The following is a 15,892-nucleotide window of genomic DNA, read 5'->3' as shown; positions in this document are numbered from 1 at the left end:
CTTCTCTACCCTTGACGGGTTTCCCGCCACCACCGCTGCCCGGAGGCCGGGAGGGTGTCGATGGGGTCGTAGTAGTGGTACGAGCCGCTGTGGGCGTCCGGGTCCGCCGCCTCCAGCGGGGTCAGATAGCTCTTGCTCCAGTGGGAGATGCCGAGGTCCCGGTCGTAGGCATCGGTCTGGTCCACCCACCGCTTGCCGGCGAGGGGCACGTCGCACACGATGCGCGGGGTGGCGAACCCGGGGAGGTAGCCCATGATCTGGCGCTGGAGCAGCTGCGCCCGGTGCAGCGGGACACGCCAGTGCTCGGCGTTCGGGATCATGTCGCACATGTAGAAGTAGTAGGGCGTCACGGCCGCGTGGTCGGTGAGCGCGAAGCACAGGTCGAGCAGTTCGTGCGCGGTGTCGTTGATCCCGCGCATCAGCACGCCCTGGTTGCGCACGTCGCGCAGCCCGGCGGCCAGCAGGCCGCGCGCCGCGTCGGCCACCAGGGGGGTCACCTGCTGGGCGGCGTTGGCGTGGGTGTGCAGGGCGACCTGCACCCCGCGGGCCCGCGCCGTCTCGGCGATCCGGGCGATGCCCTCCAGCACGGGGCCGGACGCCCAGTACTGCGGCAGCCCGATCAGCGCCTTGCTGGCCAGCCGGATGTCCCGGACGGATTCGATCTCCAGCAGCCCGGACAGGAAGCTCTCCAGCCGGGGCCAGGGCAGATTGGCCAGGTCGCCGCCGGACACCACGACATCGCGGATGCCCGGGGAGCAGCGGAGGTGGTCGAGGATCCGCTCGGCCCGGTCGACCGGCTTGAGGGTGAGCTTGTTCTTGGTCACCTGCGGGGTGGAGGTGCCGACCAGGTCCATCCGGGTGCAGTGCCCGCAGTACTGCGGGCACGTGGACAGCAGTTCGGCCAGCACCTTGGTCGGGTAGCGGTGGGTCAGTCCCTCCACCACCCACATGTCCTGCTCGTGCAGGGAGTCCCGGCTCGCCATCGGGTGCGAGGGCCACTCGGGGTGCCGGTCGGAGAACACCGGCAGCATGTAGCGGCGGACCGGGTCGTCGTAGAACGCCTTCGTGAGCTCGCCCGGCCGGGCGCCTGCCACCTGCGGGGCAATCGTGTTGATCATGTGGGGCGGCAGCAGCACCGACATCGTCGCCCGGTACAGCCGGTCCTGCTCCCAGTCCGCGTAGAACGCCTCGTCGAGGAGGTCCCCCACGACGGCCCGGAGCCCCTTGGCGTCCTTGACGCAGTGGGCGCGCTGCCATTGGAGGTCGGCCCACTCGGCTTCGGTGACCCCCCGCCAGCCCGGGAAGCGGCGCCAGTCCGGCTCGACGAGTTCGCCGCGCCGGTACTCGTACACGCCTTCCGGTGGTGTTGCTTCCACTTGGCTGCGTGCTGTGTCCACCGCGTCGCCACCCATTCCCGTCCGTTTCGGCCGTATCGATCGCCTGACGTGGACCGATCATGCAGAGCCGCGGAGTTGTACACGAGGGGGGACCGTTGTACGGGGCGCAGCCGGGGTGCGCTCCTATACAACGGGGTGTGGGTGGCGGGACTGGGCAGGGGCGAAGCGGAACAAGGCTCGGCTACCGGGGGGAACGGACGAAATCGGTCGACACGGCCGTTGTATGGCTCGATTTCCAGGATGCTCACTTGATCGATATGTCAGCGACATGTACCAATTTCCCATGTGGCCCCTTGCGGAGGTTGTACGCCGACCACGTAGACCGACGAAGGGTTGTACCGCCGCGCCCGCGAGCAGCCGACGGCCGTTCCGCGGGCTCCCCATCGCGCGCTCAACCGAGATGATCGACTTCCCAGGGGGGAATATGGCCAGGCCAGAGCGGCTACTCGATCCCACGGCCGGACCGCTGGAGGAATTCGCCCACGCCCTGCGCACCCTCAGACGCCAGGCCGGCAACCCGTCCTACCGGATCATGGCGAAACGCGCCCACTACTCCGTCGCCACGCTGTCCGAGGCGGCCCGCGGTTTGCACAGGCCATCACTGAAAGTCACTCTCGCCTACGTCGCCGCCTGCAACGGCGACACCGCGCTCTGGACCCGGCACTGGCACCGCGTCAGCAAGGAACTGGAGGCCCGCGGAACCCCGTACGAGCCGGTAGGCCGCGTCCGCGCGGTACCGGAGCAGCCGGCCCCGGGCCGCCGCGGCGCCCCCCGCCCGGCACCGTCCCCCCGGGCGGCGCGCAACGGCGCCGACGAGGGCACGCTGTCCACACGCGAACGGGCGGAACTGCACCGGCTGCGCCGCGAGGTGGAGCGGCTGAGACAGGCCAACGAGGTGCTCAAGGCGGCCTCCGCCATCTTCGCGGCGGATCTCCGCCCGGACCTCCGTCCCGACTCCCGCCCCGCCTCCCGTCCCGACCCCTGCTCGGACCCCCGTTCGAATCTCCGCACAACTCGGTAGGTCGTGTACAACTCCCCCGCTCGTCAAGATCGGTTTGCGTAACCGGACGACTCGATCGACCTTTGGGGACTGACCATGCGTGTGCTCGGAGTCAACGGCTGGCCCGGCGCCAGCCACGACGGCGCTGCCTGCCTCGTCGTGGACGGCGAAGTGATCGCCATGGCCGAGGAGGAGCGCTTCACCCGCAACAAGCACGCCTACGGCGAGGCGCCCCTCAACGCCGTCGCGTACTGCCTCGCCGAAGGGGGTCTCACCCTGGACGACGTGGACGTCGTCGCCCACGGCTGGGACCTCCCCAAACTCTTCGCCGACCGCGGCCTGGACTGGTTCGCCGGCGATGCCGACGCCCTCGAACACCTGCTGCCCAAGGGGCTGTTCCCGCGCACCCGCGACCCCCGGCTGACCTTCGTCAACCACCATCTGGCCCACGCGGCCAGCGCCTACCACCTCTCCGGCCGCGACCGCGGCGCGATCCTCGTCCTGGACGGCCAGGGAGAGGACGCGAGCACCACCCTCGCCATCGGAATCGACGGCGAGATCAAGACAATGCGCGCCCACCCTCCCGGCTGGTCGCTCGGCTACTTCTACGCCGCCGTCTGCGAGTACGCCGGTCTCGGCGCCGACGCCGCCGGAAAGATGATGGGCCTCGCCTCCTACGGCCGCCCCCAGGACCTCACCTTCGGCGGCGCCTTCACCTTCGCCGACGAGGACTTCACCATCGGCACCGTCCCCCCGGACCTGCGCTCCACGGGCGGCACCGACGAGGAGACCGCCACCATCCGGCACTGGCTGGAGCACCTGGAGAAGACCCTCCCCGAGGCCCCCAACCACTCCTCCCGCCGCTTCGACCCGCAGCTGGGCCGCTTCACCAAGGTCACCCACCGGGACCCCTTCGAGTACCGCGACATCGCCGCCACCGCCCAGGCCGCCCTCGAACAGGCCGTCATCGGCCTGGTCCGGGGCCTGCTCCGGGAAACCGGCGAGACCACCCTGATGATCGCGGGCGGTGTCGGCTTCAACGCCACCCTCAACGGCAAGCTGATGCGCCTGCCCGAGGTCGGCGACCTCTTCGTCCAGCCGCTCGCCGGCGACCAGGGCGTCTCCCTCGGTGCGGCGGTCCTGGTCGCGGCCCGGGAGGGCGACCGAATCCGTCCGATGGCCGGCTCGGTGGCCTGGGGTCCCCAGTGGTCTCCGGACAGCATCCGCAAGGTCCTCGACGCCTCCGGCACCGCCTACACCGAACACGAGGACATAGCCGGCGCCACTGCCGCCGTCCTGGCCCGCAGCGGCGTCGTCGGCTGGTTCCAGGGCCGGGCCGAAGGCGGACCGCGGGCGCTGGGCCACCGCAGCATGCTCGCCGTGCCCTCGCCCGAGAGCACCCGCGACCGGGTCAACGTCCGCATCAAGGACCGCGAGGCCTGGCGCCCGTTCGCCCCCAGCATGCAGGAGGAGGCGGCCCCCGCCCTCATCGGCACCGACACCCCGCTCCCGTACATGATCGTCACCACTCCGGTCACGGAGGCGGGCGCCGAGGCCATGCCGGCCGTCGTGCACAGCGACCGCACCACCCGCCCGCAGACCGTCTCCCGCGAGACCGATCCGCTCTACCACCGCCTGATCGGCGAGGTCGGCCGGCACACCGGCACCGCCGTGGTGCTCAACACCTCCTTCAACGGCCGCGACGAACCCGTCGTGTGCAGCCCGCGCGACGCCCTCGCCACCTTCCACCGGCTGCCCATGGACGCCCTCGCCCTCGGCCCCTTCCTGATCAGCCGACCCGCCGGCGCACTCGGTGAGGCGGGCCTCGCGTGAGCGCCCCCACCCGGCCCACAGCGCCCTCCACGAACGGGCGCACACCGCCCACCACGGACGGGGCCACAGCGCCCTCCACGGACGGGGCCGCCCCGGCCGCCCTGGACGACGTACGCGCCCACCTCGCCGACTGGCTCGCCGAAGCCGTCCTGGAAGCCGCCCCGGACCTCGCCGCGCCGCTGCGCGACCTCGGCGTCGACTCGCTCGACCTCATCCGCGCCGCCCGCCGCATCGAGACCGCCTACGGCGTCCGCGTCCAGCTGCGCGAACTCTTCGCCGAGGACATGACCGCGGAGCACATCGCCCGCCTGGTCACCGAGCGGGCCGGTCGGCGCCGTACCGGCGCCGACCCCCTCGCGGTGCCCGGGGCGGCACACGGCCCGGTGGTCCTCACCCCCTCCCAGGAACAGGGCTGGGAGGAACAGACCGGCAGCCGCGCCCACTGGAACCAGTCGCTCCTCTTCACCACCCGCCCCGACCTCGACCCCGGGGTGCTCGCCGAGGCCGTCCGGCGCCTGGTCGCCGGCCACGCCTCCCTGCGCCTCACCGTCGAGGCCCGGCCCGCCAAGCGCCCCCGGCAGACGGTCGCCGCCCTCACCGCGGACACTCCGCTCGACGCCGTCCTCGACACCGTCGACACCCGTGAACTCGACGACTGCGACCTCTCCGAGGCCGTCACCCTGCGCTGCGCGCTCGAACAGCGCTCCCTCGACCCGGAGGCGGGCCGCGTCGCCCGGTTCGTCTGGTTCGACGCCGGCCCGGCCCGCCCGGGCCGGCTTCTGATCACCGTCCACCAACTCGCCTTCGACATGGTCTCCTGGTCCATCCTGATCGACGACCTGGAGCGGCTCTACGCCTCACTGGCCGCCGGGGACGACGGCGACGACGTCCGCTGCACCGAGGGCACCGGCTACCCGGAGTGGGCCCAGGCCCTCGCCGCGCACGCCCGCACCCCCGAGGCCGAGGCGGAGAGCGCGTGGTGGACCGAGGTGGCCCGCACCCCCGGCCAGGTCCCGCTCGACCGCGGCCCCGGTGGCGGCGGTGACGGCGGCGGCCACCTCGACCCGCGGGCCGCGAACACCGCCGCCACCGCCTCGACCCACGTCGCACAGTTCGGTCCCGAGTTCACCGGGCGACTGCTCGAAGCGGCCCGCGCACACCGCTGCCACCCCGGCGAACTGCTGCTGCACGCCCTCGGCGAGGCGCTCGGCGCCTGGCAGGGCCTGGACGCGGTCCGGGTGGACGTCCTGCGGCACGGCCGCGAGGAGACCGTCGGCGACACCGATCTGGCCCGCACCACCGGCTGGTTCACCACCACCGTCCCGGTCCGCCTCGACCTCGCCCCCGGCACCCCCGCCGAACGCCTCGCCCGCACCGTCGGCCACCTCGCCGCCCTGCCCGGCGGAGGAGTGGGACACGGGGCGCTCAGCCGACACGGCAGGCCCCGGATCTCCGCGGCCCTGCGCGGCGCCCCGCCCAGCGACGTCTCCTTCGACTTCGAGGGCGACGACGCCGACGGGCTCCCGCTCGGCACCCTGCTGCTCGACATCGCCGACGAACCGGTCGGCGAGATCACCGGGCCGGACTGGGTGCGCCCGCACCTCATCGAGGTGATCGCCACCACCGACGACGGGGTGCTCCGCGTCGAATGGTGGTACTCCACCGCCCTGCACGACCAGGACACCATCGCCCGGCTCGCCGCCCGCCACCGCGACGCGCTCGCCGCACTCGTCCACCCCGCCGGCTGACCCACGTACAGAATTCGCGAAGGCACCCCTCATGCCCCTCCTGCCCAGTGTGGTCGACCCCTTCTTCGCGATCGCCCGCGCGGACCCGGACCGGCCGGCGATCCTCGACAACGGCTTCACCGTCGGCTACGGCCAACTCGCCCGCTGGGCCGGTGCGGTGGCCGACCTGGTCGCGACCCGCTCCCCCGGCCCGCAACCACCCGTCGGGATCATCACCCACCACTCCGCCCGGGACGTCGGCGCCGTCCTCGGCGTGCTCGCGGCCGGCCGCGGCTACGTGCCGGTCACCGAAACCCCCGGCACCCACATGGACGACGCACTGCGGGCGCTGGGCTGCCGGGAGGCCGTCACCACCGCGGAGACCGGACGGCTCCCCGCCGTCGACCGCCTCCTGCGGCCGAACTGGGGCTCCCCCCGCGCCCCGATTCGCGAGGCCGGCGAGCCGGTACGGGCCGACGACCCGGCGTACGTCCTGTTCACCTCCGGCTCCACCGGCGCACCCAAGGCCGCCGCCGTCCCGCACGGGGCGCTGCACGCGGTGGTCCCCGAACTGCGCAGCCGCTACGGCGTCGGCCCGGACACCGTCGCGCTCAACTTCCACCGTGCCGACGGCGACACCAGCCTGGAGGAGATCCTGCCCACGCTCTGCGCGGGCGGCCTGCTGGTGATCGACGAGGACAGCGAGGCCGCCCTGGGCCGCCTGATCTCGGACGCCGAGATCACCCTCGTCAACCTGCCCGTCGACTACTGGCACACCTTCACCGGGCACCTGCTGGAGCACGGGCTGAAACTTCCCGACTCCCTCGACACCGTGGTCATCGGCGGCGAGGCCGTCCGCGCCGACATGCTCGAGCGCTGGCACCGGCTCGGCGCCGACCGGGTCCGGCTGCTCAACACCTACGGCTCCACCGAGACCGCGCTGGTCACCCACAGCGTGGTGCTCGCCGGCCCCGGGGCCGAGGGCCCCTTCCCCGAGGGCGTCCCGATCGGACGCCCGCTGCCGTCCGTGCGCCAGGCCGTCGTCCCCCGTGAGGAGGAGCCCGGCGGGCCCGGGGAGCTCTACCTGGCGGGCCCGCAGCTGGCCACCGGCTACCTCGACGACCCGGAGCGCACCGCCGCCCGGTTCGTGGAGGCCGATCTCGGCGACGGCCCCGCCCGCTGGTACCGCACCGGCGACCTGGTGCACGAGAGCAGCGACGGCATGCTCGTCTTCCACGGCCGCGCCGACCACCAGGTGAAGATCCGCGGCCATCGCGTGGACCTGCTGGACGTCGAGCACCAGATCGGCCGCCTGCCCGGCGTCCGCGCCGTCGCCGCGGCCGAGCACGCCAAGGGCGACCACAACACGCTCGTCGCCTTCGTCGTGTTCGCCCCGGACGCCGGGTCCGGCGTGCGGGCGCTGCGCGACGAACTCCGCGCCACCGTCCCCGCGTTCCTGGTGCCCGACCGCATCGTCGCGGTGCCCGCGCTCGCGCACACCCGCACCGGCAAGGTCGACCGCGCCGCCACCCGGGACCTGTTCCTCTGACCCGGGTCCCCCGACCCCGCTCGTGAGCCAGGTCCCCCGACGCCCCTCGCCGACCCGCTGCCCCGACCCGCTCGCTGATCCGGCCCGACCCAGGAGCACCCTGTGGCCAACAGACTGTTCGACGCCTCGGTGTCCCCCGAGGCCGTACCGGAAACCGACAGCCGGGGGCCCTGGGCCTACCTGTGGTGGCTCGTGCGCATCCGGCCCGGGCCCCTGCTCCTCAGCGCCCTCCTCGGCACGGCCTGGATGGTCCCGCTCGCCCTGCTGCCGCTGGTCATCGGCCGGGCCATCGACCTCGGCGGGCGGGCCGACGACCCGGGCGCCCTCTACCTGTGGGCCTTGGCCGCGCTCGGCCTCGGCATCCTCCAGGCGGTGGCCGGCGCCGGTCTCATCCAGGCCGCCGTCGGCGCCGAGACGCACGCCGTGTCGCACACCCACCGGGTGCTGATGCGCCAAGTCACCCGGCTCGGCGCCACCCTGCGCAGCAAGGCCCGCTCCGGTGACGTGGCCGCCTCCGCCGCCGCCGACGTGGAGAGCATCGGCAACGCCTTCGAGGTCGTCGGCCGGTCCGTCGGCGCGGTGGTCGCCGCCGTCCTCGTCGCCGTCGCGCTCACCGCCACCTCACCCGTCCTCGGCCTCGCCGTCCTCATCGGCGTACCCGCCGCCGTCCTCGGCATCGGACCGCTGCTGCGCCCGCTCCAGGAACGCGACGAGGAGCAGCGCGAACAGATGGGCATCGCCACCTCCCAGGCCGGCGACATCGTGGCCGGCCTGCGCATCCTGCGCGGCATCGGCGGCGAGGCCCGCTTCGCGGAACGCTTCCGCGCCACCAGCCAACAGGTCCGCCGGGCCGGCGAGTCGGCCGGCCGGATGGAGGCCTGGCTCCAGGCCGCCGGGGTGTTCCTACCCGGCCTGGTCACGGTCGGCATCGCCTGGCTGGGCGCCCGCCTCGCCCTGAACGGCACCATCACCCCCGGCGAACTCGTGGCCTTCTACGGGGCCTCCGCCTTCCTCACCCTGCCCGTCAGCACCGCCACCGAGGCCGCCGAGACCCTCAGCCTCGCCAAGGTCGCGGCCGGCCGCGTCTGCACCCTGCTGCGCATCACCCCGCAGCCCGAGCAGCCCGCCGACCCCCGGCCGCTGCCCGACGGCCCCCTCTCCCTCACCGACCAGGACACCGGCATCACCGCCGAGGCGGGCCTGCTCACCGTCATCGCCGCCCCCGCGGGCCGGGCCGGGGACCTCGCCGACCGGCTGACCCGCCACGGCGAGCAGCCGCAGACCGCCGCCGTCCTGCTCGGCGGGGTCCCCCTCGACCGCGTCGACCTCGCCGAACTGCGGGCCCGCGTCATGCGCTCCGGCCCCGCCGACACCCTCTTCAGCGGCACCGTACGGGAGGAGCTCACCGCGGGCCTCGCCCGCTCGCACGCAGCCCAGGCCGACGCCCTGTTCGCCGCCGACGCCGCCGACGTGGTCGAGGGACTGCCCCGCGGCCTGGACGAGTACCTCGGCGAGGGCGGCCGCGCCCTGTCCGGGGGCCAGCGCCAGCGCCTGGTGCTCGCCCGCGCCCTGCTCGCAGCCCCCGACGTACTGGTCCTGGAGGACCCGACGGCCTCCGTCGACGCGCAGACCGAGTCCCGCGTGGTCCGGCGGGTGGCCGCACTGCGGTCCGGGCGGACCACCGTGGTGTTCAGCGACAGCCCGCTGTGGCTGGGCGCCGCCGACCGGGTCCACCGGCTCGACCAGGACGGCCGCCCCGTCCCCACGCAAGGAGCGCGCTCATGACGGGCACCGCGACCACCACGGCCCCCTCCCCGGCCCCGGCCGACGGCGCCGGGCCCGCGCCGGGCCGGCTGCCGCTGGCCGACCGGGCCGACGTACGGGCCTGGGTACGGGACTTCGTACGCGGCAACGCGGGCCGGCTCGCCCTCACCCTGCTGCTCTTCGGTACCGCCCTGGTGGCAAGCCTGACCGGGCCCCGGCTCCTCGGCCACCTCGTGGAGTCGGTCGCGGCGGGCACCAGCACCGCCCGCGTCGACGTCCTCGCCCTGGCCTTCGTCGCCATCCTCGTCGTCCACGCCCTGCTGGCCCGCGCCGCCAAGGTGCAGGCCACCCTGCTCGGCGAACGCGTCCTCGCCCGCACCCGCGAAGGGTTCGTCCGCAGCGTCCTCGGACTGCCGCTCGCCGAGGTGGAGGCCGTCGGCACCGGTGACCTGCTCAGCCGCGCCACCACCGACGCCGACCGCCTCAGCGAGTCCATCCGCCAAGCCGTCCCGCGGATCGCCCTGGCTGCCGTCACCCTGGTCTTCACCTTCGCCGCCATCCTGCTCACCTCTCCCCTGCTGGGCCTGGGCCTGCTCGCCGGCGTGCCCTTCGCCGCCCTCTCCACCCGGTGGTACCGCCCGCGTGCGACCGCCGCGTACGAGCGGCTGCTCGCGCAGGAGGCCGACGTCCTCGCCGTCACCCACGAAACCACCCGGGGCGCCGCCACCGTGGAGTCCCTCGGCCTCGGGCCCCGCCAGATCCGCCGGCACGGCGCCGCCGTCGACGCGGTGGTCCGCACCCGGCAGCGCACCACCTGGCTGCAGACGATCTGGTTCCCCAGCCTGGACCTCGCCACCATGGTGCCGATGGCGCTCACCCTGCTGATCGGCGGACTCGCCTACCAGCGCGGCGCCGTGGGCCTCGGCGCACTCACCGCCGTGGTGCTCTACGTCCAGGCCCTCGGCGAGCCCCTCAACGACCTGCTGACCTGGACCGACGAACTCCAGATCGGCAACGCGGCCCTGCGCCGCATCCTCGGTGTCGAACGGCTCCCGCGCGAGGAGCCCAAGCCCGCCGCCCCCACCCGCGGGCACGGCATCCGCCTCGACGGTGTCGGCTTCGGCTACGGCCCGGGCCGCGAGGTGCTGAGCGGCATCGACCTCGAACTCGCCCCGGCCGAACGCCTCGCCGTGGTCGGCGCCTCCGGAGCCGGCAAGTCCACCCTCGGCAAGCTGCTCGCCGGCGTGCACCACCCCACCCGCGGCACCGTACGGATCGGCGGCGCCGACCTCGGCGACCTGCCGGTCGGCCAACTGCGCCGCGAGGTGGTCCTGGTGACCCAGGAGCAGCACGTCTTCAGCGGCACCCTGCGGGACAACCTCATGCTCGCCGGCGAGGAGGACAGCGCGGACGAGGAGTTGTGGGCCGCGCTGGAGACCGTACTGCTCGGGGACTGGGCGCGCTCGCTGCCCGACGGCCTGGACAGCGGGATCGGGGCCGGCGCGGCCGCGGTGTCCCCGTCCGCCGCCCAGCAACTGGCCCTCGCCCGGCTGCTGCTGTCCGACCCGCACACCCTCGTCCTGGACGAGGCCACCGCCCTGCTCGACTCCTCCGCCTCCCGGCAGGTCGAGCGCTCGCTGGCTGCCCTGATCGAGGGGCGCACGGTCGTCTCCATCGTGCACCGGCTGGACTCGGTGCAGGAGGCGGACAGGATCGCGGTGATGGACGCAGGCCGCATCGTGGAGCTCGGCAGCCACCCCGAACTCCTGGCGGCCGACGGAGCGTACGCCTCCCTGTGGCGTTCGTGGAACGCGGTCCGCTGACCACCGGGCGGGGCAGAGAATCCACAGCCGGCCGCGACGGCGCCCGCCCCGCTGCCGCGGTGGGGCAGCGGAGGACCTCTGGTCAACGAGCTGCTTCCGGCGGACGGCGAAATCCGGTACCTGGACATCTCGTAACGGTCGCAGACACTCAGGAGGGGTCGGCCCGTCCGCGCCGCCACGAGCCCCCCCCCAGCTCAACACGTTGAAGCAGAGGTCGTCCCCGGGCGGCCGGGACGGACCGGTCAGGCGTGTTGACCGGGAGGACGTCCGGGGAGAGGGCGCCCGCGTGGGCCGCGGCGCTCGTCGTGCGGCGGCGGTGGTGGCGGCGGCACAGGACCTCGTAGCCGATCTCCCCCGCCGGGCGGTTCACGTCGCCGACCACGACCTGCGCGCCCTCGACCACCATCTCGCCGCCCACGGTACGGGCGTTGTGCGTGGCTCGGGCCCCGCACCAGCACAGGGCCTCGACCTGGAGCTGCTCCAGCCGGTCCGCCAGCTCGATCAGGCGCTGGGAGCCGGGGAAGAGCCTCGTACGGAAGTCCGTGGTGATGCCGAAGGCGAAGACGTCCAGGCCGAGGTCGTCCACGATCCGGGCCAGTTGGTCGATCTGCTCCGGGGCCAGGAACTGCGCCTCGTCCACGATCACGTAGTCCGCCCTGCCGCCCTTGGACAGCTGGGCGACGAGGTACGCGTACAGGTCCATGTCCTCCGGCGCCTCCACCGCCTCCGTCACCAGGCCCAGGCGGGAGGAGAGCTTGCCCTCGCCCGCACGGTCGTCACGGGTGAAGATCACTCCCTGCAGTCCCCGCGCGTCGCGGTTGTGGGCGATCTGGAGAGCCAGAGTCTTCTTTCTTGACCATCCACCAACTCGCGCTAGGGTCATCCCATGACACTGCGCGTCCTGGGTTCCTTGCGGCTCTCCGTCGACACCGACGATTCCACGGCGATACCCCGCCAGAAGGAGCACGTACAGCACTGGGTGGAGGCGCCGGGGCGGGATGCTCGAATCGTCGCCTGGGCTACGGACACCGACGTGTCCGGCGGACTCCACCCCTTCAAGCGCCCCGACCTCGGCAAGTGGTTCGACGATGAGCACAAGGGCCTCTGGGACGCGCTCTGCGTCATGAAGATCGACCGGCTGAGTCGCCGGGTCGCCCACTTCAGCGAGATCGTCCAGTGGTGCCAGGAGAACGGCAAGATCATCGTGTCGACCCAAGAGGGGATCGACATGTCCACCCCCATGGGCAAGATGTTCGCCCAGATCCTCGCCGTCTTCGCCGAGGGAGAGTTGGACACGATCCGGTCCCGGGCACTCGACGCCGTACAGACCCGGCTCGCCTCCGGCATGTGGGTGGCCGGCCTCCCGCCCTTCGGCTACGAGATCGTCCAGGTGGGCAAGGGCAAGGGGAAGCGACTCGAAGCGCTCCCCCACTACATGGAGCTCGCCCAAGAGATCGCGAAGAAGATCCTGGACGGCGAGAGCCTGCGCTCCATCTCTAAGGACCTCGCCACCCGGGGCGAGCCCACGTGGCTCTCGCGGATCCAGCCCAACAGCAAGCGGGCGCAGGAGAGCCAATGGTCGAACTCCTCGATCCGGGGCATGATGCTCAACCCCAAGATCGCCGGGCTCTACACCTACAAGGGTGAGATCGTCGAGGACGATGCCGGCAATCCGCGCGTGATCGCGGACACTCCCCTTCTTGACCTCGCCACATGGAACAAGGTGGTCCTGAAACTGGCGGACAACCGCGCCTTCGGGCCTAAGGTCACCAAGAGCCAGGCCATGCTGGTCGGAGTGGCCACGTGCGGCTCCTGTGGCGGTCCGCTGACGAAGGCCGTCTTCACCAATCGCAAGCCCGCCAAGGGGGACCGTCCGGCGAAGGAGTGGCACTACTCCCGGTACAAGTGCAGCCGGCACAAGGTCCAGGGCACCTGCGAGAGCGCCGCGGCCGTGGACTCGGCGGAACTTGAAGGCGAACTGACCAAGGTCTTCCTGGAGCACATGGGGCACCTCCCCGAGGCGCGGGAGGTGGCAGCCGACCTGCACGACCCGTCCAGCGACATCACGGCCACCCAGGCACGCCTGGACCGACTGAAGGCCGACTTCGGGGCGGGCAAGTACGACGCCCCGGAGAAGGAAGAGGTCTACTGGTCGCTGCTGAACTCGCAGTCCGCGAAGCTGTCGCGGCTTCGCACCCAGCTCGCGGAGTACGAGGAGCAGCGCGGGAAGTTCGCCCTGACCGGCCGCACCTTCGCGGACATCTGGAACTCGCGGGACGACGAAGGCAAGCAGCTCTTCCTCCGAGAACACCGGGTGGCCGTCAAGGTCTACCGCGATCCGATCCCCGGCAAGGCGTTCGGGTTCATGGTTCAGCTAGGCGACGTCCGGCGGATGGCCAAGGCCGTGCACGTCGAGCTGACCGACGATGTCGCCCACGGGGTCGTCACCCACAATCTGCCGACGCAGCAGCACGTGGCGAGCCAGCAACTGGATGAGCGGCAGCTCCAGATCGGGCTGGACGTCATCGATGCCATCGAAGCATCGCTGCGACTCGCCGGGGAGTCGCCGGCGTAGAGAAGCGTGGCGCACGAACGAACAGCAGCCCCCGCGAGTGCGGGGGCTGCTGTTCGTTTTCGAGTGGCGGCGACAGACCACGGCTAGGCTCCGGCTGGGTGGCTGTCCTCCCGCTCCAGCCGCAGACGGTTGATCTCACGGTTGAGGTACCGGCGCGCCCTGCTCAGATCACGCATTGCGTCCCCGGTCCCTTGGCCTTTCGAAGCGACGTACTTCACGACGGTGTTGCGACGGCAGTCGGTCTCCTCGATCACTTCAAACCCGCTCGGCCGCCACGGCGATCCACCGGTGGGATGCGTAGCCCTTGGGGCGTCGGGTCCGTCGGGCGTAGCCCACGAGGAAGAGTCGAGTCCTACATCACCCTCCAGCCGCGCAAGCACTCGCTCTCGGGGCGCCCGTCCCTTCTGTCCCCGGGCATGGAAGGTGAGACGTGAGGCGAGCAGGTCGGTGCAGGGCTTTGCGACGGTGGGTCTGATGGCAGTACCGCGGGAGGGGGACGTCAAACTTTCTCCTTCGGCAGGGGCATGGAGGCGTCGGGCAAGCGGCTGGCGGACCGCGAGACACCAGGTGGAACAGGGGAGGACTTTCGGTAGGCAGAGCCAGCGGCCAACTGGCTCCGCGGGCGCCGTAGGAGCGGGGAACCGAGTGGGAGACCCCCCGGGGAGGGCACCGAGGCAGAGGAAGCCGCGCGGCACCACCCGAGGGGTGCTACTACAAGGCCGCAGCGGGGATCGGGGCGAACGGAGACCCCGAGGGCGACGGCGACGGCAACGAGGTCGTCGACGTCGCAGCGGTGCCGGACGCATTCGATGCGGAACAGCGTCGTGTTCGACTTGGGGCGGCCGAGCACGGTGACACGGCCAGCGAGCTCGCGCTGGGCGAAGCCGCGAGCGGTACGCGTGCGCTCGATGGCGCCGACAGTCCGTATTCGCGCAGGAGCGGATTCCGTGGGGTGTTTGGGCATGCGTCTGTTGTAACTCTGAATCCCCGGTTTGGGTGACCGGGGATCGTGGGGTATAAAGCCCGGCTGTCGCCTTTCGCGCAGGACTGAATAGGAGTCCAACACTTTGCAGAGGAGGTTGCCAGTCGACAGCTTCTAGGCAATTTCGGACATCCGGCACCATGCACCCAGACGGGTCGACTGGATGGGCTGCCATGCGCCTGACGTGGGAAGCGGCGGAAACATAGACGGCGCTAGAGCCAGAGGTCAAGGCCTTCGCGGTGCGATCTTTCCCGCTCCGCATTCGACACCGGCTTTTTGGTCAACCGGGGATCCGGCCCTACCGTTATGACATTCCCCGTGCACCATTTCGACTGGTGCTGCTTCGTAACCGGAATCGCTGGACTTGCCCGAATCTAGTGTGGCTATGTTGGTCACGGCCCGGTTCGGGAATTGATGGCCCGATGCAAATGCACTGCGGACCTCCAAGCCCCCACCGACCTGCCGCTCCCTGCTGGACGATCGAGAGGAACATCTGTGCCCCACCGCACGGCCCAAGTGGCCGTCCGCGCCCCCCTGCCGGTCCGCAGGACCCCGTCCGCCTACAGCACGAAGGCGGGGCGATAAGCATGGCGCGCATCCGCACCATCAAGCCGGAGGCGTTCATCTCGGAGTCGCTCGCTGCGGTCACCATCGCCGCCGAGCGGACCTTCTTCGGCCTGCTCACCCAGGCCGACGACCACGGGCGCTTCCGCGACCAGGCCGCCGTCATCGCAGGCGCCTTGTGGTCCCTGCGACCCGAGCACGGCGCGCTGGAGGTCGAGGACGACCTCAACCAGCTCGACATGGCAGGGCTCGTCTGCCGGTACGAGGGCACCGATGGCAAGCGGTACCTGCACATCGTCACCTTCTCCAAGCACCAGAAGGTGAACCGGCCCAGCGGTGTCCGCCACCCGGCGTGCCCGCACCACGACGGCGGCCAGGCCCCGGCGGTTTCACTGCCGGCACACGGAGGGCTCCGTGAGGACGCCGTGCGGGCTCACGCACCCCTCGCCGAGCCCTCGCCGCAACGGTGCGAGCCCTCACCGAGTCACGTATCCGCAGGTCAGACCGGGTTCAGTGATCCCTCCGGGAGCATGCGGGGAGGAGTCCTGGAGGCTGCCGTGAGTCCTCATGGTCCGGATCTAGGTGTATTGATCACGAGCGTTGTTGACACTCGGCAGGTCTTGAACATGACGAAGACCTCCGGTGTGGTGGGAGCTGTCTAGGAACTCACCACACGGA

8 protein-coding genes and 2 pseudogenes are annotated in these 15,892 nt (G+C 71.9%); 8 read left to right on the top strand and 2 right to left on the bottom strand.

The annotated features are described in order from the left end of the window. Positions 1 to 5 precede the first annotated feature (5 nt). Positions 6 to 1,397 (bottom strand): KamA family radical SAM protein, encoded by a 1,392-nt coding sequence (locus ACFWU6_RS03335; protein WP_383799603.1) that lies wholly within the window; start codon positions 1,395 to 1,397, stop codon positions 6 to 8. 424 nt (positions 1,398 to 1,821) lie between these two features. On the opposite strand from ACFWU6_RS03335, the gene ACFWU6_RS03330 reads away from it, so the two are divergent. The 6 genes from ACFWU6_RS03330 to ACFWU6_RS03305 all read left to right on the top strand — a co-directional run bounded on the left by ACFWU6_RS03330 (position 1,822) and on the right by ACFWU6_RS03305 (position 11,093). Further along, positions 1,822 to 2,418, top strand: coding sequence for a helix-turn-helix domain-containing protein (locus ACFWU6_RS03330; protein WP_383799606.1), 597 nt, complete (start codon positions 1,822 to 1,824; stop codon positions 2,416 to 2,418). 75 nt (positions 2,419 to 2,493) lie between these two features. Further along, a complete protein-coding gene (locus ACFWU6_RS03325; protein WP_383799609.1) occupies positions 2,494 to 4,230 on the top strand; it encodes a carbamoyltransferase in 1,737 nt (578 codons plus the stop codon). Continuing rightward, positions 4,227 to 5,978, top strand: a complete 1,752-nt coding sequence (locus ACFWU6_RS03320) for a condensation domain-containing protein (protein ID WP_383978059.1) — start codon at positions 4,227 to 4,229, stop codon at positions 5,976 to 5,978. Before ACFWU6_RS03325 ends, ACFWU6_RS03320 begins: the two co-directional genes overlap by 4 nt. Positions 5,979 to 6,009: 31 nt before the next feature. After that, the gene (locus ACFWU6_RS03315) at positions 6,010 to 7,506 is read left to right on the top strand and encodes an AMP-binding protein (protein WP_383978056.1); all 1,497 of its coding nucleotides are present in this window, start codon (positions 6,010 to 6,012) and stop codon (positions 7,504 to 7,506) included. Positions 7,507 to 7,608: 102 nt separating this feature from the next. Then, complete coding sequence (locus ACFWU6_RS03310) at positions 7,609 to 9,291, top strand: ABC transporter transmembrane domain-containing protein (RefSeq protein ID WP_383978053.1); 1,683 nt, start codon at positions 7,609 to 7,611, stop codon at positions 9,289 to 9,291. Continuing rightward, positions 9,288 to 11,093 (top strand): ABC transporter ATP-binding protein, encoded by a 1,806-nt coding sequence (locus ACFWU6_RS03305; RefSeq protein ID WP_383978050.1) that lies wholly within the window; start codon positions 9,288 to 9,290, stop codon positions 11,091 to 11,093. Before ACFWU6_RS03310 ends, ACFWU6_RS03305 begins: the two co-directional genes overlap by 4 nt. Positions 11,094 to 11,343: 250 nt before the next feature. Here the strand turns inward: ACFWU6_RS03305 and ACFWU6_RS03300 are convergent. Beyond that, a pseudogene (locus ACFWU6_RS03300) lies at positions 11,344 to 11,976 on the bottom strand (thymidine kinase); the annotation flags it as partial. Between the two features lie 3 nt (positions 11,977 to 11,979). On the opposite strand from ACFWU6_RS03300, the gene ACFWU6_RS03295 reads away from it, so the two are divergent. Then, a complete protein-coding gene (locus ACFWU6_RS03295) occupies positions 11,980 to 13,668 on the top strand; it encodes a recombinase family protein (protein ID WP_383978045.1) in 1,689 nt (562 codons plus the stop codon). A gap of 1,569 nt (positions 13,669 to 15,237) precedes the next feature. Then, a pseudogene (locus ACFWU6_RS03290) lies at positions 15,238 to 15,798 on the top strand (hypothetical protein); the annotation flags it as partial. Positions 15,799 to 15,892: the final 94 nt, after the last annotated feature.

The organism is Streptomyces sp. NPDC058674, from assembly GCF_042716505.1.
Taxonomy (GTDB): Bacteria; Actinomycetota; Actinomycetes; order Streptomycetales; family Streptomycetaceae; genus Streptomyces.
Note: the sequence above shows the minus strand (reverse complement) of the source record. Positions and strands in the feature narration are given on the sequence as shown.